This window comes from Proteus sp. fly-1008, assembly GCF_040140305.1.
Classification (GTDB): Bacteria; Pseudomonadota; Gammaproteobacteria; order Enterobacterales; family Enterobacteriaceae; genus Proteus; species Proteus vulgaris_B.
In genome coordinates, this window is record NZ_JBEEWH010000014.1 from 26,496 (window position 1) to 49,602 (window position 23,107).

A 23,107-nucleotide genomic window follows, 5' to 3' on the forward strand; every position below is an offset into this window, starting at 1 on the left:
TAAAAGGATAAATGATGAAAGGTATTATTCTAGCGGGTGGCTCTGGTACACGACTACATCCGATAACCAAAGGGGTATCGAAGCAGTTATTGCCTATCTACGATAAGCCCATGATCTATTATCCGCTTTCAGTTCTGATGCTTGCTGGTATTCGAGATATTTTGATCATTACAACACCCGATGACATGACCTCATTCCAACGTTTATTAGGTGATGGTTCTGCATTTGGTGTTCATCTTCAATATAAAATACAGCCATCGCCAGATGGTTTAGCTCAAGCGTTTATTTTAGGTGAAGAATTTATTGGTGATGATCATTGCTGTTTAGTGCTAGGCGATAATATCTATTTTGGTCAAGGCTTTAGTCCAAAACTAAAACAAGTTGCTCAACGTGAACGGGGAGCGACAGTTTTTGGTTATCAAGTCATGGATCCTGAACGATTTGGTGTTGTTGAATTTGATGATGATTTTAAAGTGCTGTCGATTGAAGAAAAGCCGGAACAACCGAAATCTAATTGGGCTGTAACAGGGCTTTACTTCTACGATAACCGTGTGGTTGATTTTGCTAAAAAAGTAAAACCCTCTATTCGTGGTGAACTAGAAATTACGTCTATTAATCAGATGTATCTTGAGTGTGGCGAGCTTAATGTTGAACTGTTAGGGCGTGGTTTTGCATGGTTAGATACCGGCACTCACGACAGTTTAATTGAGGCTAGTACTTTCGTTCAAACCGTTGAAAAGCGCCAAGGATTTAAAGTGGCGTGTCTTGAAGAGATTGCTTGGCGTAATGGATGGCTCAATGATGACCAAGTAAGAGAAAGTGCAAAATCACTGTCTAAAACGGGTTATGGTCGCTATCTATTGGATTTATTACATGTCCGTCCTCGCCAATATTAATTATCTTGAGTGGGAAAGTGAATTTTTCTCACTCAAAACAGGGCGTCTTGAGTTTGATACTCAAGCGCCTGCATTAATAGACAAACAGCTTGATGCATTTGCTCTGGTTCAAGCTAAAGTCGCATCTCATGAGCTTTCACTCATCGATAAACTCAGTCAATTAGGTTTTCAATTTGCGGAAGGTGAAATTGATTTTAAACTGCCAATTGGCATAGAAAATGCTTGTAAGAAAGCGCCCGAATTATATTTTAGAAAGGCCAATGATGCTGATATTAATTTACTGATGAAAACGGCATCAGAGGCTTTTGTTCAAAGCCGTTTTCGAGCACCTTGGTATCAAGAAGGCGACAGCAGTCGTTTTTACGCATTATGGGTTAAAAAAGCCGTACTAGGCACGTTCGATGATATTTGCTTACTAACTTATGATATTGAAAATAACATGAGTGGTTTTGTCACTTTACGTCGTCTATCTGAAAGTGAAGCAAGAGTGGGGTTACTTGCAGTAATGCCCAATAGAACAGGACAAGGCATTGGTAAACAACTGATGTCGGCCGCGAAGTTTTGGTGTCAACAGCAAGGTATTTCAACCCTATATGTTGCAACACAAATCAGCAATATTGCAGCTTCGCGTTTATACACACACAGTGGGGGCTTAATAGAGAGCACCACTTATTGGTTATACAGGGGATAATATGATTCCGTTTAATAAACCACCCGTTGTCGGCACCGAATTAGAATATATGAAACAAGCCATGGAAAGTGGCAAGCTATGTGGTGATGGCAATTTCACAAAAAAATGTGAAAAGTGGTTAGAAGAACAATTTCATTGTCATAAAACGCTGTTAACGCCATCTTGTACTGCATCGCTTGAAATGGCCGCTATCTTATTAGATATCAAGCCTGGCGATGAAGTCATTATGCCGAGTTTTACCTTTGTTTCGACCTCTAATGCGTTTGTATTACGTGGGGCAACCATTGTTTTTGTTGATATTCGTCCAGATACCATGAATATCGATGAAACAAAAATTGAAGCGGCAATTACAGACAAAACTCGAGCTATCGTGCCTGTTCATTATGCGGGTGTTGCGTGTGAAATGGACACGATTATGGCTATTGCGAAAAGACATAATCTATTTGTTATCGAAGATGCAGCACAAGGTGTCATGTCAACTTACAAAGGTAAGGCATTGGGCACTATTGGTCATATTGGTTGCTATAGCTTCCATGAAACTAAAAACTATTCATCAGGTGGTGAAGGTGGTGCAACGCTCATTAACGATCCTGACTTAATCAATCGTGCAGAAGTTATCCGCGAAAAAGGCACTAATCGTAGCCAATTTTTCCGTGGACAAGTCGATAAATACACTTGGCGTGATATTGGTTCTAGTTACTTAATGTCAGATTTACAAGCTGCATATTTATGGGCACAGCTTGAAGAAGCTGAAAGAATTAATGAACGTCGCTTAGCGTTTTGGCAGATTTATTATGATGCATTGACACCATTAGCAGAGAAAGGCTTATTAGCGCTTCCAATCGTTCCTGAAGGATTAGAACACAATGCGCATATGTTCTATATCAAACTGAACAATATCGAGCAACGTACTGCGTTTAATGATTATATGAAAGCGCACGATGTTTTAACTGTCTTCCACTATGTGTCATTGCATACCAGCCCAGCAGGTATGAAATTTGGTCGTTTTGATGGTGAAGATATTTTCACTACACAAGAAAGTGAACGTTTAGTGCGTTTACCTATGTTTTACAATATGACAGAAGAAGAACAGCAAATCGTTATTGGCCATATTCGCGATTTCTTTGCTTAATTATGTCATTAGCCAAAGCATCAATTTGGACAGCGGGATCAACCCTGATAAAAATCGGGGCTGGTCTGCTTGTTGTCAAATTACTCGCTGTCTCCTTTGGTCCTTCTGGCGTGGGATTAGCAGGTAACTTTCGTCAATTAATTACCGTACTTGGCGTATTGTCTGGTGCGGGTATTTTTAATGGTGTAACGAAATTAATCGCACAATATCAAGATGATGATATTCAGCGCAAAAAAGTGTTGGGTACTTCATCATCTATGATTTTGCTGTTTTCTACACTGTTAGCTATTTTATTTCTTCTTTTTTCTGCACCCATTAGCCAAGTGTTATTTGGCGATGATTATCATCAATATCAGGATATTGTAAGAGCTGTTGCTTTTATTCAAATGGGAATAGCGTATAGCAATTATTTCCTAGCGATATTAAAGGGGTATCGTGATGCCGCTGGTAATGCATTATCAATTATCACGGGTAGTATCATTGGTGTTATTGCTTATTATTTATGCTATTTATTTGCGGGTTATCACGGTGCATTAATTGGACTTGCATTAGTGCCTGCACTTATTTTATTTCCTGCTACATTTTTAGTAGTAAAGCGTAAGCGATTTGCGTTAAGTGAGCTTAAACCCCGTTGGGATAAGGCAATAGCAAGCCATCTTGGTAAATTTACGATTATGGCGATATTGACATCGATTACGTTGCCAGTCGCTTATATTATGATGCGTAATCTACTTGCTGAGCACTATAGCTGGGATGATGTTGGTATTTGGCAAGGTGTAACTAGCATTTCAGATGCTTACTTGCAGTTTATTACAGCCTCTTTTTCTGTTTATTTGTTGCCAACACTCTCTCGATTAACGCAAAAGAGTGACATTACCAAAGAGATCGTAAAATCACTGAAGTTTGTACTTCCTGCAGTTGCCGTTGCTAGTTTTATGGTGTGGTTATTGCGTGATTTTGCAATTTGGTTACTGTTTTCAGACAAATTTGTCGCTATGCGTGATTTATTTGCATGGCAACTTGTTGGTGATGTTTTAAAAGTAGGCGCTTATGTCTTTGGCTATTTGGTCATTGCAAAAGCGGCATTACGTTTTTATATCCTTACAGAAGTAAGTCAATTTGCTTTACTAACACTATTTTCCCGTTGGCTTATTCCTGAACATGGCGCACTTGGTGCAGCTCAAGCCTATATGGCAACGTATATTATTTACTTCCTTCTCTGTAGTTCTGTTTTCGTGATTTATTGCAGGCGCAAATGACAACTTTGATTTACGTACTAGGTTCAGACATTGTGCATCATAACAACACAATGTTACGGTTTTTTAACGACCACCTCGTCACAGAGGCGGGATTAACGTATAAACCTCGTTTTATCGTTGCCAGTAAAGATACTTCACTACAAGAAAGCTACCCAGCTTTAGACATTGAGTGTTTATCGGATAAAAAACAGGTTGCCCAGAGAGTGATTACATTGGCAAAGGCTGATACTCACCAACGATTTCTTTTTTTAGGCCAATTTAATGCCCCGATTTGGCTGGCATTACTGACAGGTAAAATTAAGCGGCATCAGTTTTGGTGGCATATTTGGGGGGCCGATCTGTATCAGGATTCTAAGCAGCTCAAATTTAGACTATTTTATCTTCTTCGCAAGTTAGCACAAAAACGAGTAGGGCGAGTGTTCGGCACACGAGGTGATCTTAATTACTTCGCGCAGTTTAACGTTAATATTCCAGCAAGTTTGCTTTATTTCCCAACAAGAATGGAACCAGCACTGACTGTGACAGAAAAGTCATCTATTGATGCACAACAAATCACTATTATTGTCGGAAATTCAGGGGACAGATCAAATCGCCATATTGAAGCATTACAATCGATAGCAGAACAATATGGAACGCGTGCAAAAGTGATTATCCCAATGGGATATCCTGATAATAATGACGTATATATTGATGAAGTATCTCAAGCTGTTAATCAGTTACTTCCTGATAATCAGGTTGAGATTTTACGTGATAAACTGGCATTTGATGATTATTTAGCCTTATTAAAGACATGTGATTTAGGCTATTTTATTTTTCATCGCCAGCAAGGCATTGGTACGCTTTGTCTACTTATCCAATTTGCGATCCCTTTTGTTATTAGCCGTCAAAATCCATTTTGGCAAGATTTAACAGAACAGAATGTTCCAGTCTTTTTCTCAGGTGATAAATTAGATGCTGCTCTGATTGAAGAAGCTCAACGTCAATTACTTATACTTGATCGCCAAAATATTACCTTCTTTGCGCCTAATTTTACTGATGGTTGGAAACAGTTGATTGAGATAAGTACAGGAGAACCCCAATGACATTGGCGGAACTGGGTGGCTTGACACTCGTTTATTTTATCTCCTTAAGTTTTATTTTATTACTGACTTATCAAGAGTTTCGTCGAGTTCGTTTTAATTTTAATGTTTTTTTCTCAATGCTTTATTTGCTGACATTCTATTTTGGCTTTCCACTGACCTGTATGTTGGTGTTCCAATTTGATGTGGCAGTTGTTCCTGTTGATTCATTATTATACGCATTATTAGCTTCTACCAGCTTCTATGCTATTTATTATGTAACTTATAAGGTTAGGTTGAGAAAGCCCGTTAGCGGCCCTTCTAGGTCGTTATTTACGATGAATAGAGTAGAAACCAATCTTACTTGGATCTTATTGGCATTAATTGCATTTGTAACAGTAGGGATTTTCTTCCTACAAAATGGTTTTTTACTCTTTAAGCTCAAAACATATAGCCAAATTTTTTCAAGCCAAGTATCTGGTGTTGCGCTTAAGCGCTTTTTCTACTTTTTTATTCCCGCCATGCTGGTGGTTTATTTCTTAAAACCGACACAGCAGCGCTGGATTTTCTTCCTGTGTGCAACGGTTGGTTTCGGAATTTTAACTTATATCATTGTGGGTGGAACTCGCGCGAATATCATTATCGCTTTTGCTCTGTTTTTATTTATCGGCATTGTTCGTGGTTGGATAACGTTGTGGATGCTGGTTGCTGCGGGTGTGATGAGTATTGTCGGGATGTTCTGGCTGGCATTAAAACGCTATGGGCTTGATGTTAGTGGGGCTGAGGCTTTCTATACTTTCTTGTACCTAACTCGTGATACGTTTTCCCCTTGGGAAAATTTAGCATTATTACTTGATAATTATGACAAGATTGAGTTTCAAGGGCTTGCTCCAATTATTCGTGATTTTTATGTTTTTATTCCCTCTTGGGTGTGGCCTGAACGCCCTGATGTGGTACTCAATTCAGCAAACTACTTTACATGGGAAGTTCTTGATTACCATGCAGGCCTTGCGATTTCACCAACCTTAATTGGTTCTTTAGTGGTGATGGGGGGCGTTGTGTTTATCCCATTAGGCGCAATCGTGGTGGGATTAATTATTAAATGGTTTGATTGGTTGTATCAGCAAGGACTTAATGAAAACAATCCTTATAAATCCGCTATTTTACAAGCATTCTGCTTTGGGGCGATTTTTAATATGATTGTTTTAGCGCGAGAAGGGGTTGATTCATTTGTCTCTCGTGTTGTGTTTTTCTGTCTGGTTTTTGGTTTATGTTTAGTTGTTGCAAAACTGCTTTATTGGTTATTTGAAAGCGCGGGATTAGTGCGTAATTACGTGACTCGTCAAATACAAGGTGAACCTCGTTTAGAGAAAAAGGAAAAGTAATGGGATCCAATTCAATTCCGAAGTATTCAATCCGTGGACATAATATCTGGGGATTTCGAGATATGGCTCATTTTCTGGATTATCTTTATGAAGGAACACAAATAAAAAGTGGATCTCTGATTGCGATAAATGCAGAAAAAATCCTAACCGCAGAAACCGATACTGCCTTGAATGAATTGCTTAACGAAGCTGATTATCTTTATGCAGATGGTATTAGTGTTGTGCGTGGTATTCGCCGTAAGTATCCAGATGCCAATGTTTCTCGTATTGCGGGTGCAGATTTATGGGAAGCATTAATGGAAAGAGCAGGTAAAGAAGGAACGCCAGTCTTTCTTGTTGGTGGTAAACCAGAAATTCTGGCTCAAACCGAAGAGAAACTAAAATCACAATGGAATGTGAATATTGTGGGGAGCCAAAATGGTTACTTCACACCTCAAGATAGAGATGCGTTATTTGAGCGTATAAAGGCCTCTGGTGCGAAGATAGTGACTATTGCTATGGGTTCACCTAAGCAAGAGCTATTTATTCGTGCATGCCGTGAAGTTTACCCTGATGCATTATATATGGGCGTGGGGGGGACTTATGACGTATTCACAGGTCATGTTAAGAGAGCACCGAAAGCATGGCAGAACCTTGGCTTAGAATGGTTATATCGTTTGTTATCACAGCCAAGCCGAATTAAGCGCCAATTTAAGTTGTTAAAATTTGTTGGATACTACTATTCCAATAAATTGTGATGGTCATTGGATGTTTATTTGTTAGCTAAATGATTTATTCACACTTTCATCTAGCATCTTTATTGTTTAATTATTATACTAGTGGGGCGCTTAGCGTGTAAAAACGCTCCATTTATCGACGAAATGCACAAACTATCGTCAAACAAACTTTTTTTTTCAAAAAGCACTAGACAGACAGTGCGTAAATCCGTACTATCCTCTCCCGCAACGGCGTGAAGCGCCCGTAGCTCAGCTGGATAGAGCGCTGCCCTCCGGAGGCAGAGGTCTCAGGTTCGAATCCTGTCGGGCGCGCCATTAAAGCGTGCTAAGAGTTACGGTGAAGAGCGTTGTTGTAAGAAGTAATAAGATAGCTGTTATGGTGGCTATAGCTCAGTTGGTAGAGCCCTGGATTGTGATTCCAGTTGTCGTGGGTTCGAGTCCCATTAGCCACCCCATCTTATCTTAGTTATTGTTTATGCGAGGGTGGCGGAATTGGTAGACGCGCTAGCTTCAGGTGTTAGTGTTCTAACGGACGTGGGGGTTCAAGTCCCCCCCTTCGCACCAATAAACAAGATAAGGGCAGTGATTCAGACGGCGAGTAGCGCAGCCTGGTAGCGCAACTGGTTTGGGACCAGTGGGTCGGAGGTTCGAATCCTCTCTCGCCGACCAATAAGAAAAAGCCCCGATAAAAAAATCGGGGCTTTTTCGTATCTGTAATTTATAATTTCATATTTAAACTCAGTATATTTATTTTTCCATATCCATATCCATATCCATATCCATATCCATATCCATATTCAATTCTAGCTTTAGCTATCTTTTTCTGGTGCTTATCCTTAATTGATCTCAAATAGGAACAATAACGTCACTCTTTATAAGTGATATCTGGTCTTATCACTTAAGCTTTATTAATAATTTAAATTATTGCCTTATTTTACTCTTCATAAAACGAATAGATGAATTAGTAAAAAAACGTGATTTAATTATATGAAATATAACGATTTTATTTTTTGTGTCGGTAAATGCCAACACTTGGCATTTTTAATGTCGCTAATGGGCGACATTTAACTCATTGATTTAATGTTATTAAATAAGTTGTGTGTTTTTATTGTCGTGAAAAAGAGACGTATGTTAGGCCTTATATTTTCTTTTCTATTTAGCAATAGCAGTATGAAAGCATAGGTGATGTACTTTTTATCATAAAAAATGAGTGAAACAGAAAAGGAAAACTAAAATTCAATAAGTTATCTTATATTTTTGAGGCGGGAGATTTTTATTCTCAAAAAATAAAAGTTGGCACGCTAAATGCATTATTTATATCGTAGATGCTCATTCCACTCCTTATGACAGCATTGACTTCATAAACCTAGGAATGATGCAGAGCCGATTATTCGGTGCCTACGTCCACGTTAACGATGAACATCATTCATCATCAACAGGACGAAACGTTGAGTGAGGCACCATCCGTCTGTAGACCTGATTGTATATTTATGCGCCTGTATAGTTTTATACAGGCGTTTTTTTCTATGTGCTTTTTTTACGTCATATAGCCTATCCGTTTTGTGTTCATCGCCTTATCACGTTATCATCCAGCACAAGGATAGACGGGAGATAGTAGCATCATGATAAATAAACAAAAAGCATACCTTGCACAGGAAAGACTCTTTCTCATAGAGAAGTTTGGCCCATTATTATTCTTTTTGATCCCGTTGATTATGCTGATTATTGGTGGCAAATCATGGGCTAAGTATGTGGCTTTTCTTTGTCAGGGGATTGCGCTGATTTATATCGTGGTGTTTTACCAAGCAAGAAAATATTACTTGTCATTTAATCAAGAAAACGTGAAAGGAATTCCCGGTCGTTTTTACCGTATTGCTTGGATATATCTCTTTTTGACTTTATGTGTAGAAGTGGTGTTGTTATTTCAATATGGCTTTTAAATCACATAAAAAAACCCTCAATAATAAAGAGGGTTTTTAGATCAGGTGATTAAACGATTTATGATCACATTCTTATCGAATGCGCTTATTTACTTTTTTTCGGCTCTTCAAAAATGACAGAATCTTTTTTAAGCGTCATTAATAAAGCATCCTTACGAACTTTGGCCGACTCCTCAGATTTTTTCTGTTTATCCAAGGCATCAGCAAGCCACGCAAAGTCATGAACGTCAGGACGCTGTTTTAACGCATTACGAAATGCCGATTCTGCTTGCACCCATTGCCCTTGTTGCATGGCAATTTGCCCTAATGTACTGTTGAGTAATGGTGTAGGACCATGTTGCTTAATAAGTGAATTTAGCACTTTTAAAATCACATTAGCATCTGTATTTTTTAAACGTGGCAACAGTAAGATCAAGCGTTCATCATACTGACGTTTGATCCCCTCTAAAATGATCGTTTGGGCAGTAACAGGATCGTTGCACTCAATAAGATGTTCAGCTAAAACAACACGTAATGCATTATCATGGTGTACTTTACGTGGTTGTGCTTTCCACCAATTTTTTAACCCATCACAGCCACTTTCGGACATTTTTTGTCCCATAATACCAATGTAGGCTTTTTGGCGTAATTGTTCTAATTCATCATCCGTATGTAATGCAATTTTTTGCATAGATGGAATGATATCAAGTAATGCTTGCCAAGCTGCGGTTCGTGTATAAGCCGTTTCAGCTAAACGTAAAACCTCCGGGTGGCGAGGAGCCTGATTTAATAATTCATCAATTCCAGTACGCGCCGCATGATTTTCATTTTGTGCTAATAAAATACGCACTCGAGTAATATCAACTGGAAGTTGATTGGTATCGGCAAGTTCAGCGGCTCGTTCAAGATGTTGCTGAACTCGGAATTCATCACCACGTTGTTGTGCTGCTTCTGCCGCTAATAGATAGTTTACAACCGGTTGTTCCGCATAGTCTGCATTGCGACTCATCAGTTTTTCAACTTCTTTAAAGTCGCCTTCTGCTAATTTCATTAACGCCATACTCGTTTGTTTACGAGCTCGATTACGTTTACGGAAAGAAAACCAACTATAGGCTTTTGAACCTGTACCAATAAAACGGCGATAACTCCAACCAATCAGCAACAGCGCCAATTGCAGTAAAATAAACATAATGACGAGGCTGGTAACACTGGTTTCAATATTCCAATTATCTGTTTGTATAAGCACATAGCCTTGATGTCCTGCCAATATTGGGCCAAAAATGATGCCCGCAATAAGCACCACAAAAAGGAGCAGTATTTTTAACATAAGCTTATTCTCCTTGTTGTGCTACAGGCGCATCAGCTGCTGTACTATCGGCAGCTGCATCTTGTGCACTTTCTGGTGTACTTTGTTCAGCTTCTACTGCTTGCGCATCTTGAGCTTCAACAGCTTTCGGTTGAGTATACTCATTTTGCGCCAGTAAGTTACGGATCTGTCTTTCTACACGTTTTTCTAACAGTACTGGGCTTTTTAATTCTGTAGGCATTGTCAGCGTGATAGGTTGTTTTTCTAATTCAGAGACAGTCTCTAAAAATGCGGTTGTACTTGGATCAGAGGTATCGAAATAAGCACGAACCCAAGTGGATACTGCCTCAAGCGATTGCTGATAGATCTCAGTTTGATGGCGAGGGACAGCTTGGGAAGCAATTAATAAACGTGAACGAATATTCTCACGTAAATAGATATCTTGGTTTGGCGCTAATAAAGGCACTGCTTCAGTATCTCGACGACGGATAGTAATGAAGTCATCCATAAAGCTTTTCCAGCTTTTACTTAGGTTTTGTTTCCAATCTGACAACGAACCTGAAATAGTTTCGTCATCTTTATCCATAGGGGGGCCATTACGCTCAAGATCTGCTAAACGCAGATTATCAATCTGATTAGCTAACTGATTTATCTGTAAGATAGTGCCGTCATTATCAATCTTGGTTAATGCGGCTAAACTACTGATATCTTCATTAATAGCACGACGAATTTCAAGTAAACTTGGATCGTTCATTTCTGCCAAGCTACTATCAGCACCTTTTAGTAAACTTACTGCGGTCACCACATCTTGATCATTCCATAACTTACGACCCGCCATTTTCACCATAAAATCGGCTTGTGCTAATAACCAACTTTTGACATCTGCACTGGAAATAGCCGCAAATCGAGTTTGTAGATCTTGAATTTGATTATCTGTGGTTTGGCGTTCGTTTTGTAATTTCTCAATAATTTGTTTTTGTGAGTTAAACAAACTATCAATATTATCAAAGCGTTGTTGATAGGTATTTTGTAGCTGCTGTAATTGAGTTAGCTCTAATTTAAGTGATTGATTTTCTGCACTTAACTTTGAAGCTTGTTGATTGGTGTAATAGTAAAGACCACCACCGATTGCCAAAATAACAAGGATAGCAACAGCACTTCCAATTAGGCCTGAGCGCTTATTATTAACAGGTTTGACTTCCTGATAGCGGACATTCTCATCAGCTTTAGCTGTATCTTTTGGTAAGTCATTATCATTTGTATTTTTCTGTTCCGTCATATCGGTGTCTCATTTAGGTTCTATATTAATGCATGAAATAAAGCATCATTATTGGCACTTTCAGCAACGGTGACGGTTTCCCACCCTAATCTTTTTGCTATTGTTGCTAATCGTTCACTCACCACCAGTAAATGGCAGTTTAACAGCCATGCTTTCTTAGATTCAGCGACCAGATCAAAGAGTTGTTGTAACATTTCACCGCTAGTGACAACAAGTGTATCAACCTGTGCTTTTTCCCACTGAAGTGCAAAATCGTCAGGGGAGTAATGAATAAATAGGCGTTGGTAACATTCGCATTCATCAATCATTGCACCTCGTTGGCGCAATGTTGTTGCAAGTAAGTCGCGACCACCGTTACCTCTAAGCAGTAAGATCTGTTTATCTTTCACCTGATTGAGAGTAGGAAGCGCGAGAAGATCTTCGCTAGTTTCTCCTTGCTCAGGATAGTGAATAGAAAGACCGCTTAAATGTTGGAAATCCTTTGCTGTGCTTTGACCTATTCCATAATAGGATAGCGTATCTGGCCATGATTGTTGTAATTGATTTAGTTGCCAGTTTGCGTATGACACCGCATTTTTAGAAAGTAAAAAGACACAATCACCCGCCTTTAATCCTTTTAGCTTAGTATCTAATAAAGGAAGCTCACGACCTGCGATGATCTCTATTAAAGGTGCTTGAAATGCTATTTTCCCTGCATTAATTAAACGCTGGGTTAATGCTTTTCCTGCAGGATCAGGGCGAGTGATTAAAATACTCATGCAGGTGTATTGCCTTGATATACCGCTGTTAGAATGGCTCTGGCACCTTTATCTAAAAGCTCTTCAGCTAGAGAAATACCTGCGGTTTCAGCTTCTTGTGGGGGAACTAAACGCTCACCACGTAAAATAGTTTCGCCGTCAGGTGAACCGACTAAAGCCCGTAACCAAATTTTGTCATTTTGCCAAATAGCATAGCTTCCAATTGGAACTTGGCAACCCCCTTCAAGGCGCGTATTCATTGCGCGCTCTGCTTTAACACAAATTGCTGTTCGGGAATGATTGAGAGCATCTAATAACTGACGAGTATCATCGTCATCTAAACGACATTCAATTCCCACAGCACCTTGTCCAACCGCAGGTAAGGATTGCTCGGCGGATAATGGTGTGCGGATACGTTCATTTAGACCAAGACGTTTTAAGCCTGCAACAGCAAGAATAATGGCATCGTAATCGCCGTTATCTAATTTACTTAAGCGAGTACCTACATTACCTCGTAAATCACGAATAATCAGATCAGGGCGTTGTGCTTTTAATTGGCATTGGCGACGTAAACTTGATGTGCCCACAATACTACCTGCTGGGAGTTGCTCTAATGAATCATAATGGTTAGAAACAAAGGCATCTCGAGGATCTTCGCGTTCACAAATTGTCACTAATCCTAGACCTTCGGGAAAATCAATTGGAACATCTTTCATAGAATGAACGGCAATATCTGCGCGTGATCCAAGTAGAGCAAGTTCTAATTCTTTTACAAAGAGCCCTTTACCACCCACTTTAGCTAAAGGTGTATCTAAAATGATGTCACCTTTAGTGACCATCGGTATTAATTCGACGACTAAACCTGGATGAGCAAGTTGTAGTTGTTCTTTCACATAAAGCGCCTGCCACATAGCAAGAGGGCTTTGGCGGGTAGCGATACGGATGGTACTTTTTGACATAATAGTATTATCTCTTCCGAGCGATTAGCGATATTTTTGTTTAGAAATAAGGCATTGTTTTAACACTTTAAGGCTCAATTTTCCAGTTAAGGCGTTTTGAGTAGTGGTAACAATGAAAGAAATAGGGGGATAATCGAAAAAGAAAAAAAGAAAAAGAAAATAAAAAATAAGTAAAATAGGGATCTATTACGATGAATTTATTTATTTTCTGAGTTTTATTCTTTTTATATCTATATAAACAGTGTGGTTATTTACAAAAATAAAACATTGATCTATTGTTGTTAACATGTAATGACCGATAAATAAGATAAATGTAACACCCAATCTGAACGCATTGATAAAACAACCATTATTTCAAATGACATTTTTTTGATGATTACTTTCTCATATATAAAGACACGATAAAATTTAACAAAAATATTATTAAATAAAAATAAAAGAAATAATAAAAAATAGAAAAACAGATTAAGATTTAAATAAAATAAATATCTAATGAATATTAAATATTTATTTTATTATTATTATTTTAATATGAAAAAATATTTCATTATTTGAATATAAAAATAAAAAATATAAAAAAACTATATTTATCAATTAGTTGTTTTTATTTTCATTTTTTTAGCCATTTTCTAAGCTTTGTCAGTATTTATTTTGTTGTTCATCATCAAGTAAGCAGGGGTTTTTGTAGGGTAAATGATGGATTGAGATATTTTTATCGTCATTTTTTTTACAAATAAAATGATTTATCTATATGATTATAATGATATTAATTATGAAGCTTTACACGATTAAGCCCTTAAATATCATTTTTAGATCTTGGTGCTATATTTTGAGTTCCTCTTTACGCCTTGCGCTCAAGGTGTTAAATTGATCACGTTTCCGAGATTTTGTTAGTAAAGTTTTATCTATTAATAATGGATTAACTCAGGCTCGGTCACTTATAAACTCAGATTCTACTATCTTCTTAGTATTGTTCAGGCGAAACTCTTGTATCTTTATATTGAAACACTGAAGCAACGGCTGGATGCGATTAATCAACTCAGACTGGAACGAGCATTTGCATCGATGTGTGATGTTTTTAAACAGGTCTATGGTTTAATTCCTGTTTTATTGCATTACCACCATCCTGAGTTACCCGGCTACCTACAAGGAAATGTTCCTCACGGTACATGTTTCTTTGAACCTGATGACATGCAACGTCAATGGGCCAATAAGCTGATTAACGCATTATGTGATGAGCCAATGGAAGGGTACGCCAGCGGAGAGTTGCCAATTACTGGCATCTATTCGATGGGTAGCACTTCTTCTATTGGGCAAAGTCACTGCTCTGATATTGATATTTGGGTCTGCCATCAATCATGGCTGGATCAGGATGAGCGTGCACTTTTACAACGTAAGTGCCAACTGATTGAGCAGTGGGCTGGTGAGCTAGGCATTGACGTTACATTTTTCTTAATCGATGAAAATAGATTTCGCCATCATGCAAGCGGTAGCTTAGGTGGAGAAGATTGTGGTTCTACCCAACATATTCTTTTACTTGACGAATTTTACCGTACTGCAGTACGTCTTGCAGGTAAACGCTTGCTATGGACGATGGTGCCAGTAGAAGAAGAGCACCATTATGATGAATATGTTAACTCCCTTTATGCTCAGGGCGTATTAACACCCAATGAGTGGTTAGATTTAGGGGGGTTAGGTGAACTTTCAGCAGAAGAGTATTTTGGTGCAAGTTTATGGCAACTTTATAAAAGCGTTGATTCACCATATAAAGCAGTATTAAAAAGTATTTTATTGGAAGCTTATTCAGCGGATTATCCTAATGGAAAACTGCTGGCATTAGAGATGAAGCAACATCTTCACCGTGGTGAAATCGTTAATTACGGTTTAGATGCTTATTGTATGATGCTTGAGCGTGTTACGCGTTATTTAGTTTCTATCAATGATTTAACTCGCCTTGATCTTATTCGTCGCTGTTTCTACCTGAAAGTGTGTGAAAAACTATCTAACGAAAAAACACAAAATGAATCCGAAGGTTGGAGACGACAAGTCTTATCGCAATTAGTGACTCAGTGGCAATGGGATAACGAACGTTTAACGATCCTCGATACCCGTGATAGCTGGAAAATCGAGCGAGTACGAGATGCGCATAACGAACTATTAGATACGATGATGCAAAGCTATCGTAATCTTATCCGTTTCGCGCGTCGCAATAACTTAAGTGTCAGCGCAAGCCCACAAGATATTGGCGTATTAACACGTAAACTTTATGCTGCATTCGAAGCATTGCCTGGCAAAGTAACACTGGTTAACCCGCAAATATCACCTGATTTATCAGAGTCACATTTAACCTTTATTTATGTACCTCAAGGCCGAGCAAATCGTAGCGGATGGTATTTATATAATCGTGCCCCTGATTTTGAAAATATCGTTGGACATCAACCATTAGAATATAACCGCTATCTAAATAAATTAGTGGCATGGTCTTACTTTAATGGGCTGTTAACAAAAGAGTCTCGTGTTTATATTCATCAAGGGGATTCCTCTTGTGATGAAATTAAACTACATGAATTAGTCAGGGATATGTCGAGCCATTTCCCTATTCGTTTACCAGCACCAACACCAAAAGCATTGTATAGCCCTTGCGAAATTAGACATCTAGCCATTATTGTCAATTTGGAAACAGATCCAACAGAGAGTTTTTCTGATCAAGTGGTTCACTTTGATTTTAGAAAACTGGATGTGTTTAGCTTTGGTGAAAAAGAGCAATGCCTTATTGGTAGCATCGATTTGTTGTACCGCAACTCTTGGAATGAGGTAAGAACTCTTCATTTCAGTGGCACACAGTCTATGTTGGAATCGTTAAAAACGATTTTAGGTAAAATGCACCAAGATGCGGCACCGCCGGCCTCTGTTGAAGTATTCTGCTATAGCCAACATCTACGTGGTTTAATTCGTACCCGCGTGCAACAGCTAGTATCAGAATGTATTGAGCTACGCTTATCAACGAATCGTTTAGAGCCGGGACGTTTTAAAGCTTTACGTATTGCAGGGCAAACTTGGGGATTATTTTTTGAACGCCTCAATGTCTCGGTGCAAAAATTAGAAAATGCTATCGAATTTTATGGTGCAATTTCATATAACAAACTTCATGGATTGCCTGTTAAGTTGGATAAAGACGCTCGTTATTTACCTGCGGTCATTGATGGTTTTGCGTGTGAAGGGATTATCCAATTCTTCTTTGAAACCACAGAAGATAATAATGTCTTTAATATCTATATCTTAGATGAAGCAAATCGAGTCGAAATTTATTCCCATTGTGAAGGAAGCAAAGAAGAGTTAGTGAAAGATGTTAGCCGTTTTTACTCTTCCTCTCATGATCGATTCACATATGGCTCAAGCTTTATTAATTTTAACTTGCCACAGTTTTATCAAATTGTGAAAGTGGAAGGATCAACACAAGTGTTACCTTTTGCTGGTGGATCATTTGGTAAATTATCCGATCTAGGTAGTAAAGAAGTTCAACCTGAGATGAATGTTGTTCCCCACGGATTTACTGATTATAAAGCTGTGCAACACTCTTAATTGAATACAAACTTATAAACACAAATGGGAGCTATCATAGCTCCCATTTGTGTAACTAACCGTGCTTTTTAGAAAGAAAACGCTTCCCCACTTTGTTCTGTTATTGCTTGTGCTAGCATGGTTAAAAATTCACCACCACTTCTATCACAAATCCATTGATCATCTTTCCAATCAAAGTGATAGCCACCAGAGCGTGTCGCTAGCCAAATTTGATGAAACGCTTCCTGACGATTAATAATAATTTTACTATTATTTTCAAAGGCTAATGTCATTACGCCACCATTGATTTCACAATCAATATCAGCTTCACCTTCATAATTATCAATAGTTTGTTCTATTTCTGACAAGAGTTCGTCAGCTAATTGGTGAAATTCACTGTCGTTCATCTTCATTTCCTATTTGCTTTTCGAGATCTAACTGCGATTATAGAGGATATTAACCAAATAAATGACAGGCAGATTTCGAATGAAAACGTATTTACGTTGCACTCTTGCTATAATAACACTGATTTCTCTTTCGGGTTGTGGCTTGAAAGGCCCTCTTTATTTCCCTCCTGAAGATACTCAGGCAAAAATGACGCAGTCATCCCAGCCAAGCCAGCAAGTTGAGAGCGCCTCAACTCAGACCAATTAGTCAATCTTAGAAACGGTAATTTCGTTTCAGGCAGGGGCAAGATGCAATTTTCAAAAATGCATGGTCTTGGTAACGACTTTATGGTGGTCGATGCCGTGACCCAAAATGTTTATTTTTCACCAGAATTGATATGTCGATTAGCCAATCGTCATACTGGTGTTGGGTTTGATCAATTGTTGGTGGTTGAAGCACCTTATGATCCTGAACTTGATTTTCATTATCGTATTTTTAATGCGGATGGAAGTGAAGTTGCACAATGTGGTAATGGCGCGCGTTGCTTTGCTCGATTTGTGAGACTAAAAGGGCTTACAAATAAAAGAGAGATAAAAGTCAGTACACAGTCCGGCAGAATGACCTTACACGTTATGGATAATGATGATGTGTGCGTCAACATGGGTGAGCCTGAATTTGATCCTCAAAAAGTCCCTTTTCGTGCACAAAAAGCGGAAAAGACCTATATTATCAGGGCAATGGAACGTACTGTATTATGTGGTGTAGTTTCAATGGGAAATCCCCATTGTGTTATACAAGTTGAAGATATCAAAACAGCCGAAGTGGAATTATTAGGACCAGTATTAGAGCAACATGAACGTTTCCCTGAACGTGCTAATATTGGGTTTATGCAAATCGTAGACAGAAATAATCTTCATTTGCGAGTATTTGAACGGGGTGCGGGTGAAACGAACGCCTGTGGTAGCGGAGCTTGTGCCGCTGTTGCGATCGGTATTTCTCAAGGTTTATTAGATAAACGTGTGAAAGTCACGTTGCCTGGCGGATCGCTGTTTATCGAATGGAAAGGAGTGGGTAACCCTCTTTATATGACCGGGCCTGCGACACATATTTATGATGGGATCATCCAGCTATAATATTATTTTTTGAGAGGCTATCTGTATGACGGATAAAAATAAGCAGTTCTGTTGCCCTGAAACAAACGAACTTAATGATCAACAAGTGGTTCGTTACCTTACAGAGCATCCTGATTTTTTTATCCGTAATGCAAGCTACATTGAGCAAATGAAAGTTCCTCATCCCATTCGAGGTACTGTCTCATTAGTTGAGTGGATAATGTCACGCCAACGTAATCGTATTCACTATCTTGAAGAAGATATGCGTTTATTGATAGAGCAAGCTTCTGAGAATGAATCTTTGTTTAGCCAACTCTTATTATTAATTTCTGAGTTGTCCAGCAGTGACTCTCTTAATGAAATGTTAGAGCGTTTAAACCTCTGGGCTAAAAAACTGGGTCTGTACTCTGTTCAATTGCGTTTATTTACCGATCGTTGGCAATTACAACCGCCTTTAGATGCACAGGCACTTGCACTCTCTCGCCAAGCTTTTGAACACTTCCGCATTCAGCATATGGGTGATGATAATCACTATTTAGGCATGCTCAATGGGCAAGAGATCATGTTGTTGATGCCTAATGTACGGCGTTCTGGTTCTGTTGCTCTCTCATTATTAGGACATTATGGTGATTTAGGTGTGATTATTTTTAATAGCCGAGATAATCAACATTTTCAGGAAGGAATGGGAACCGTCATGTTGGATAAATTAGCTCATATCTTACCGGAATTATTAACACGTTGGGTGGCAAGACAATGAGTCAACCAAGTGATCTTCCAGAAACACTCACCACGGCTATAGAGCAATTTCTGCGTCACATTCAAGTTGAACGTAGATTAAGTTCTGTCACAGTAGAAAATTACCATCGCCAATTGATGGCCTTAGTGCAAATGATGGTTGAGATAAAAATAACGCAATGGCAATCACTTGAAAGCCAACATGTACGTATGTTATTGGCAAAAAGCCATCGAAGCGGGTTACAGCCGACCAGTCTAGCTTTGCGTTTTTCTGCGTTACGTAGCTTTCTTGATTGGCAAGTAGCACAAGGTATGCTGGATGTTAATTCAGCGAAAGGTATTCGTACACCTAAATCAGGTCGTCATCTTCCTAAAAATATGGATGTAGATGAAGTCAATCAATTAATGAATATCGACTTAAACGATCCCCTTTCTGTCAGAGATAGAACCATGCTAGAAGTGATGTATGGTGCGGGTTTGCGTTTATCTGAACTGACCAATCTCAATATTAATGATATTGATCTAAATGAAGGTGAGGTGCGTGTATTAGGTAAAGGAAGTAAAGAGCGTAAAGTTCCTCTAGGAAGAAAAGCGATAGAATGGTTACAAAATTGGTTTCCGATGCGAGAACTTTATGCACCAGAAGACAAGGCTGTTTTTATCTCAACTCAAAGTGGTAAGCGTTTATCAGTGCGTAGTGTACAAAAACGTTTTGAACTTTGGGGGGTAAAGCAAGGACTAAATAGCCATGTGAATCCTCATAAATTACGCCACTCATTTGCTACACATTTACTGGAATCCAGTGGTGATTTACGTGCGGTACAAGAATTATTAGGGCACGCTAATTTATCAACGACACAAGTTTATACCCATTTAGATTTTCAGCATTTAGCGAAAGTCTATGATGCTGCTCATCCGAGAGCTAAGAGAGAAAAATCATAATGCGTTTTTACAGAACTCTGACGCCAATTGCAGCGATGACTTTTGATCTAGATGATACGCTGTATGACAATGTGCCAGTGATGGATAAAACGGAAAAAGAGACACTGGCTTTTATTCGTCAATATGATCTGCGTTTTAATCATTTCACAGAAGAAGATGTGAATGCTTATAAAAAGCCACTTATAGAAAATAATCCAGAGATATTTCACGATATTACACAGTGGCGTTGGCTTGCCGCTAGGAATATGTTGTTAGATTACAATTACAGTGAAGCCAAAGCAAAGCAAGGTGCAGATGAGATTATGGCGCACTTTGCTTATTGGCGTAGTCGTATTAATGTGCCTCAAAATACACATCAAGTTCTCACTCAATTAGCAGAAAAAATTCCGTTAATTGCCATTACAAATGGTAATGCAAACCCGCTAAGTTGTGGTTTAGGGCAGTATTTTTCACATATTTTGAAAGCTGGCCCTGACGGTCGCTCTAAGCCTTATTCTGATATGTTTGATAAAGCAGCAACGCTTTTAAAAGTGCCTCATCAACAAATTTTACATGTGGGCGATCATCTTGTGACGGATGTTGAAGGTGCTGTTAATAGTGGATTACAAGCTTGCTGGATTAACCTTGATAACCGTAGTTTGTTTGAAGAAGGCGAAACTCGCGTGATGCCACATATTGAAATTACAGATTTAAGTAAACTGATAGAGTTGGTTTAACGTGATCTTAGGTCAAAATGGCAGAGATAAACGCAATTGAAAAAGGCTTTACTTTGCATCACGGATGAAATCCTGTTAGTTTGTTGCTTACTCACTATTTCTGTATATATCCACAGTATTTTCCTCACTAAATGATTGGTAATTATGGACGTCTCATATCTGCTAGAAGGCCTTAATGATAAACAGCGCGAAGCCGTGGCCGCACCTCGCATAAATATGTTGGTGCTTGCTGGCGCAGGCAGTGGTAAAACACGCGTATTGGTACATCGTATCGCTTGGTTATTATCTGTTGAGCAAGCTTCCCCTTTTTCTATTATGGCTGTGACGTTTACCAATAAAGCGGCTGCAGAAATGCGTCATCGTATCGAAGATTTAATTGGTACCAGTCAAGGCGGTATGTGGATTGGGACTTTCCATAGCTTGGCTCATCGTTTATTACGCGCACATTATCTTGATGCAAACCTACCACAAGATTTTCAAATTATTGACAGTGACGATCAATATCGTCTGATTCGTCGCATTGTTAAATCGATGAATCTTGATGATAAGCAATGGCCTGCACGACAAGGAATGTGGTACATCAACGGTAAAAAAGATGAAGGACTACGCCCTCAGCATATTCAAACCTATGGTAATCCTGTTGAAACAACATGGTTAAAAGTGTACCAAGCATATCAAGAGGCATGCGATCGTGCGGGGCTGGTGGACTTTGCAGAGCTTTTATTACGTGCTCATGAGCTTTGGTTGAATAAGCCACAAATTTTAGAACATTATCAAAATCGCTTTACTAATATCTTGGTTGATGAGTTCCAAGATACTAACCGTATTCAATATGCATGGATTAGAATGCTGGCGGGTCAAACGGGTAAAGTGATGATTGTAGGCGACGACGACCAATCTATTTATGGTTGGCGTGGTGCACAAGTTGAGAATATTCAAAACTTCTTAAATGAATTTCCTGGCGCAGAGACTATCCGATTAGAGCAAAATTATCGTTCTACAAGCAATATTCTAAAAGCTGCGAATGCACTAATAGCAAACAACAGTGATAGATTAGGCAAAAATCTGTGGACTGAAGGTGCAGAAGGCGAGCCTATCTCACTGTATTGTGCTTTTAATGATTTAGATGAAGCGCGTTATGTAGTTGGCAGAATTAAGCGCTGGCAAGAAGAAGGTGGTGCGCTGACAGATTGTGCCATTCTTTATCGTAGTAATGCTCAATCTCGTATAATGGAAGAAGCATTACTACAAGCGGCAATGCCATATCGTATTTATGGTGGGCAACGTTTCTTTGAACGTCAAGAAATCAAAGATGCGCTCTCTTATATGCGATTAACCGCAAATCGCCATGATGATGCTTCTTTTGAACGTGTTGTAAATACACCAACACGAGGTATTGGAGACAGAACATTAGATATTGTTCGCCAAGTTGCAAGAGATAACCAAATTACTTTATGGGAAAGTGCATTACAGGTTATCGAACATAAAATGCTAGCAGGGCGAGCAACAGCGGCAATACAGCGATTCTTAGAGTTAATTGAGACGTTAGCATCTGAAACGGCGGATATGCCGTTACATGTACAAACAGACCGAATTATTCGTGATTCAGGTTTGAAAGCGATGTATGAGCAAGAAAAGGGTGAAAAAGCCCAAGCTCGTATTGAAAACTTAGAAGAGCTTGTCACCGCAACTCGTCAATTTAGTTATCAAGATGAAGACGAAGATTTGATGCCATTGCAAGCGTTTCTTTCACATGCGGCATTGGAATCGGGTGAAAGCCAGGCTGATGCGTATCAAGATGCGGTTCAACTAATGACGCTTCACTCAGCTAAAGGACTTGAGTTTTCACAAGTCTTTATTGTGGGTGTTGAAGAAGGCATGTTCCCAAGCCAAATGTCATTAGATGAAGGTGGGCGTTTAGAAGAAGAGCGTCGTTTGGCCTATGTTGGTGTCACTCGTGCAATGAAAAAGTTAACGCTTACTTACGCCGAAAACCGTCGCCTATATGGAAAAGAAGTAAGTCATCGGCCATCTCGTTTTATTGGCGAGTTACCCAAAGAGTGTGTCGAAGAAGTACGTTTACGCGCGACAGTTTCACGTCCTGTTAATCATAGCCGTTTAGGAACTCCGATTATCAGTAATGATACGGGGTATTCCCTTGGACAACGAGTGAAACATCCTAAATTTGGTGATGGAACCATTATTAATATAGAAGGTAGTGGTGAGCATTGTCGATTACAAATTGCCTTTAATGGCGAAGGTATTAAATGGCTGGTGGCTGCATTTGCTCGACTAGAGTAAGTCGTCATTTAAAGTG

The 23,107-nt window shown here is 39.0% G+C and carries 20 protein-coding genes and 4 tRNA genes; 19 read left to right on the plus strand and 5 right to left on the minus strand.

Annotated elements, in window-relative coordinates:
- Window positions 1-14 precede the first annotated feature (14 nt).
- The 12 genes from rfbA (at window position 15) to ABN256_RS17480 (ending at window position 9,077) form a co-directional block, all read left to right on the plus strand.
- Window positions 15-896 carry a glucose-1-phosphate thymidylyltransferase RfbA gene (rfbA, locus tag ABN256_RS17425; RefSeq protein WP_072064612.1) on the plus strand — a complete coding sequence of 294 codons (882 nt, stop codon included), beginning with the start codon at window positions 15-17 and terminating at the stop codon, window positions 894-896.
- The gene (rffC, locus tag ABN256_RS17430) at window positions 874-1,587 is read left to right on the plus strand and encodes a dTDP-4-amino-4,6-dideoxy-D-galactose acyltransferase (protein WP_196554224.1); all 714 of its coding nucleotides are present in this window, start codon (window positions 874-876) and stop codon (window positions 1,585-1,587) included. The genes rfbA and rffC overlap by 23 nt, the downstream gene beginning before the upstream one ends.
- A gap of 1 nt (window position 1,588) precedes the next feature.
- Window positions 1,589-2,719, plus strand: coding sequence for a dTDP-4-amino-4,6-dideoxygalactose transaminase (rffA, locus tag ABN256_RS17435; protein ID WP_196554225.1), 1,131 nt, complete (start codon window positions 1,589-1,591; stop codon window positions 2,717-2,719).
- Window positions 2,720-2,721: 2 nt separating this feature from the next.
- Window positions 2,722-3,978 (plus strand): lipid III flippase WzxE, encoded by a 1,257-nt coding sequence (gene wzxE / locus ABN256_RS17440; protein ID WP_349439835.1) that lies wholly within the window; start codon window positions 2,722-2,724, stop codon window positions 3,976-3,978.
- The gene (locus ABN256_RS17445) at window positions 3,975-5,060 is read left to right on the plus strand and encodes a TDP-N-acetylfucosamine:lipid II N-acetylfucosaminyltransferase (protein ID WP_196554226.1); all 1,086 of its coding nucleotides are present in this window, start codon (window positions 3,975-3,977) and stop codon (window positions 5,058-5,060) included. Before wzxE ends, ABN256_RS17445 begins: the two co-directional genes overlap by 4 nt.
- Window positions 5,057-6,421 (plus strand): ECA oligosaccharide polymerase, encoded by a 1,365-nt coding sequence (gene wzyE / locus ABN256_RS17450; RefSeq protein ID WP_072070848.1) that lies wholly within the window; start codon window positions 5,057-5,059, stop codon window positions 6,419-6,421. The genes ABN256_RS17445 and wzyE overlap by 4 nt, the downstream gene beginning before the upstream one ends.
- Window positions 6,421-7,158 (plus strand): lipopolysaccharide N-acetylmannosaminouronosyltransferase, encoded by a 738-nt coding sequence (gene wecG, locus ABN256_RS17455; RefSeq protein ID WP_196554227.1) that lies wholly within the window; start codon window positions 6,421-6,423, stop codon window positions 7,156-7,158. The genes wzyE and wecG overlap by 1 nt, the downstream gene beginning before the upstream one ends.
- Window positions 7,159-7,375: 217 nt before the next feature.
- Window positions 7,376-7,452, plus strand: a tRNA-Arg gene (locus ABN256_RS17460).
- Between the two features lie 64 nt (window positions 7,453-7,516).
- Window positions 7,517-7,592 (plus strand) — tRNA-His (locus tag ABN256_RS17465).
- Between the two features lie 22 nt (window positions 7,593-7,614).
- Window positions 7,615-7,701: transfer RNA gene (locus ABN256_RS17470), tRNA-Leu, on the plus strand.
- Between the two features lie 28 nt (window positions 7,702-7,729).
- Window positions 7,730-7,806 (plus strand) — tRNA-Pro (locus ABN256_RS17475).
- A 953-nt stretch (window positions 7,807-8,759) separates the two neighbouring features.
- Window positions 8,760-9,077: a hypothetical protein gene (locus ABN256_RS17480; protein WP_196554228.1), complete on the plus strand. Its 318-nt coding sequence runs from the start codon at window positions 8,760-8,762 to the stop codon at window positions 9,075-9,077.
- A gap of 85 nt (window positions 9,078-9,162) precedes the next feature.
- On the opposite strand, the gene hemY is transcribed toward ABN256_RS17480, so the two are convergent.
- Genes hemY through hemC form a run of 4 tightly spaced genes read right to left on the minus strand, consistent with a single transcriptional unit; the run spans window position 9,163 to window position 13,337 of the window.
- Entirely contained in the window at window positions 9,163-10,383 is a 1,221-nt protein-coding gene (gene hemY / locus ABN256_RS17485) for a protoheme IX biogenesis protein HemY (protein ID WP_196554229.1), read from the minus strand.
- A gap of 4 nt (window positions 10,384-10,387) precedes the next feature.
- A complete protein-coding gene (gene hemX, locus ABN256_RS17490; protein WP_349439836.1) occupies window positions 10,388-11,641 on the minus strand; it encodes a uroporphyrinogen-III C-methyltransferase in 1,254 nt (417 codons plus the stop codon).
- Window positions 11,642-11,661: 20 nt separating this feature from the next.
- Complete coding sequence (hemD, locus tag ABN256_RS17495) at window positions 11,662-12,399, minus strand: uroporphyrinogen-III synthase (RefSeq protein WP_196554231.1); 738 nt, start codon at window positions 12,397-12,399, stop codon at window positions 11,662-11,664.
- Window positions 12,396-13,337, minus strand: coding sequence for a hydroxymethylbilane synthase (gene hemC / locus ABN256_RS17500; protein ID WP_196554232.1), 942 nt, complete (start codon window positions 13,335-13,337; stop codon window positions 12,396-12,398). Before hemC ends, hemD begins: the two co-directional genes overlap by 4 nt.
- 987 nt (window positions 13,338-14,324) lie before the next feature.
- Between hemC and ABN256_RS17505 the strand changes: the two genes are divergently transcribed.
- Window positions 14,325-16,919: a class I adenylate cyclase gene (locus ABN256_RS17505; protein WP_340894693.1), complete on the plus strand. Its 2,595-nt coding sequence runs from the start codon at window positions 14,325-14,327 to the stop codon at window positions 16,917-16,919.
- A gap of 68 nt (window positions 16,920-16,987) precedes the next feature.
- Here ABN256_RS17505 and cyaY read toward each other — a convergent pair whose 3' ends face one another.
- Window positions 16,988-17,305, minus strand: a complete 318-nt coding sequence (gene cyaY / locus ABN256_RS17510; RefSeq protein ID WP_197269665.1) for an iron donor protein CyaY — start codon at window positions 17,303-17,305, stop codon at window positions 16,988-16,990.
- A 79-nt stretch (window positions 17,306-17,384) separates the two neighbouring features.
- On the opposite strand from cyaY, the gene lptM reads away from it, so the two are divergent.
- The 6 genes from lptM (at window position 17,385) to uvrD (ending at window position 23,091) form a co-directional block, all read left to right on the plus strand.
- Window positions 17,385-17,552 carry an LPS translocon maturation chaperone LptM gene (gene lptM, locus ABN256_RS17515; RefSeq protein WP_072070841.1) on the plus strand — a complete coding sequence of 56 codons (168 nt, stop codon included), beginning with the start codon at window positions 17,385-17,387 and terminating at the stop codon, window positions 17,550-17,552.
- 41 nt (window positions 17,553-17,593) lie between these two features.
- Complete coding sequence (gene dapF, locus ABN256_RS17520; protein WP_072070840.1) at window positions 17,594-18,418, plus strand: diaminopimelate epimerase; 825 nt, start codon at window positions 17,594-17,596, stop codon at window positions 18,416-18,418.
- A gap of 25 nt (window positions 18,419-18,443) precedes the next feature.
- Entirely contained in the window at window positions 18,444-19,154 is a 711-nt protein-coding gene (locus ABN256_RS17525) for a DUF484 family protein (RefSeq protein ID WP_196554234.1), read from the plus strand.
- Window positions 19,151-20,074, plus strand: coding sequence for a tyrosine recombinase XerC (xerC, locus tag ABN256_RS17530; RefSeq protein ID WP_197269663.1), 924 nt, complete (start codon window positions 19,151-19,153; stop codon window positions 20,072-20,074). The genes ABN256_RS17525 and xerC overlap by 4 nt, the downstream gene beginning before the upstream one ends.
- Complete coding sequence (gene yigB / locus ABN256_RS17535) at window positions 20,074-20,790, plus strand: 5-amino-6-(5-phospho-D-ribitylamino)uracil phosphatase YigB (protein ID WP_196554235.1); 717 nt, start codon at window positions 20,074-20,076, stop codon at window positions 20,788-20,790. Before xerC ends, yigB begins: the two co-directional genes overlap by 1 nt.
- A gap of 144 nt (window positions 20,791-20,934) precedes the next feature.
- On the plus strand, window positions 20,935-23,091 hold the full coding sequence (gene uvrD / locus ABN256_RS17540; RefSeq protein ID WP_036939531.1) for a DNA helicase II: 2,157 nt from the start codon (window positions 20,935-20,937) through the stop codon (window positions 23,089-23,091).
- Window positions 23,092-23,107 lie beyond the last annotated feature (16 nt).

Excerpts from the sequence above, each read along its gene's own strand:
- yigB (WP_196554235.1), top strand. The coding sequence starts at position 20,074 with ATGCGTTTTTACAGAACTCTGACGCCAATTGCAGCGATGACTTTTGAT.
- cyaY (WP_197269665.1), bottom strand. The coding sequence starts at position 17,305 with ATGAACGACAGTGAATTTCACCAATTAGCTGACGAACTCTTGTCAGAA.
- uvrD (WP_036939531.1), top strand. The coding sequence starts at position 20,935 with ATGGACGTCTCATATCTGCTAGAAGGCCTTAATGATAAACAGCGCGAA.
- wecG (WP_196554227.1), top strand. The coding sequence starts at position 6,421 with ATGGGATCCAATTCAATTCCGAAGTATTCAATCCGTGGACATAATATC.
- wzxE (WP_349439835.1), top strand. The coding sequence starts at position 2,722 with ATGTCATTAGCCAAAGCATCAATTTGGACAGCGGGATCAACCCTGATA.
- xerC (WP_197269663.1), top strand. The coding sequence starts at position 19,151 with ATGAGTCAACCAAGTGATCTTCCAGAAACACTCACCACGGCTATAGAG.
- rffA (WP_196554225.1), top strand. The coding sequence starts at position 1,589 with ATGATTCCGTTTAATAAACCACCCGTTGTCGGCACCGAATTAGAATAT.
- ABN256_RS17525 (WP_196554234.1), top strand. The coding sequence starts at position 18,444 with ATGACGGATAAAAATAAGCAGTTCTGTTGCCCTGAAACAAACGAACTT.
- ABN256_RS17445 (WP_196554226.1), top strand. The coding sequence starts at position 3,975 with ATGACAACTTTGATTTACGTACTAGGTTCAGACATTGTGCATCATAAC.
- dapF (WP_072070840.1), top strand. The coding sequence starts at position 17,594 with ATGCAATTTTCAAAAATGCATGGTCTTGGTAACGACTTTATGGTGGTC.
- hemD (WP_196554231.1), bottom strand. The coding sequence starts at position 12,399 with ATGAGTATTTTAATCACTCGCCCTGATCCTGCAGGAAAAGCATTAACC.
- hemY (WP_196554229.1), bottom strand. The coding sequence starts at position 10,383 with ATGTTAAAAATACTGCTCCTTTTTGTGGTGCTTATTGCGGGCATCATT.
- lptM (WP_072070841.1), top strand. The coding sequence starts at position 17,385 with ATGAAAACGTATTTACGTTGCACTCTTGCTATAATAACACTGATTTCT.
- hemX (WP_349439836.1), bottom strand. The coding sequence starts at position 11,641 with ATGACGGAACAGAAAAATACAAATGATAATGACTTACCAAAAGATACA.
- rfbA (WP_072064612.1), top strand. The coding sequence starts at position 15 with ATGAAAGGTATTATTCTAGCGGGTGGCTCTGGTACACGACTACATCCG.
- ABN256_RS17480 (WP_196554228.1), top strand. The coding sequence starts at position 8,760 with ATGATAAATAAACAAAAAGCATACCTTGCACAGGAAAGACTCTTTCTC.
- rffC (WP_196554224.1), top strand. The coding sequence starts at position 874 with ATGTCCGTCCTCGCCAATATTAATTATCTTGAGTGGGAAAGTGAATTT.
- wzyE (WP_072070848.1), top strand. The coding sequence starts at position 5,057 with ATGACATTGGCGGAACTGGGTGGCTTGACACTCGTTTATTTTATCTCC.
- hemC (WP_196554232.1), bottom strand. The coding sequence starts at position 13,337 with ATGTCAAAAAGTACCATCCGTATCGCTACCCGCCAAAGCCCTCTTGCT.